Source organism: Helicobacter marmotae, from assembly GCF_003364255.1.
GTDB lineage: Bacteria > Campylobacterota > Campylobacteria > Campylobacterales > Helicobacteraceae > Helicobacter_C > Helicobacter_C marmotae.
In genome coordinates this window covers 1-446 of record NZ_NXLR01000058.1, presented here as the reverse complement: position 1 = coordinate 446, position 446 = coordinate 1, and the positions used below count along the sequence as shown (strand labels likewise).

The 446-nt window shown below is 47.3% G+C and carries 1 protein-coding gene; it reads left to right on the top strand.

The window, feature by feature from the left end; genetic code table 11:
* The coding region (locus CQA63_RS10025; protein ID WP_170128405.1) for a hypothetical protein at window positions 1–446 on the top strand (446 nt) is incomplete at both ends.

Below are 446 nucleotides of genomic sequence, written 5' to 3'. Positions count from 1 at the left end.
AGGCGAATTGTGCTGTCTTAGGAGCACAAAGTGGAGGCGAAGAATCTCTCAAGGAATCACTAGTCGCCAACAGAGATTCTTCACCCCTTGCAGGGGTTCAGAATGACAAAATAATTTCTCTTGCGGGTAGCCAAGTTTGTCATTCTGAGGGCGGGCGTAGCCCAACCGAAGAATCTCTAAACGAGTCACTAGTCGCCAAGAGAGATTCTTCGGCTTTTACAAAGCCTCAGAATGACAATAGTGGCAGAGTTTCTAGCAATTCTAACAGAGATTCTTCGCCTGTTTCACAGGCTCAGAATGACAATAAGTCCCAAATGTCTTTCAGCAGTGAGACACGCTCTCACTGCGATAAAATTAAATCGCACGAAGTGCCACCTTTTAAGGCGTCGTCGGGGCGGGGGATATATAAGGGGGCAAGAATATTATCATGGGGTTGGACTTCGCGC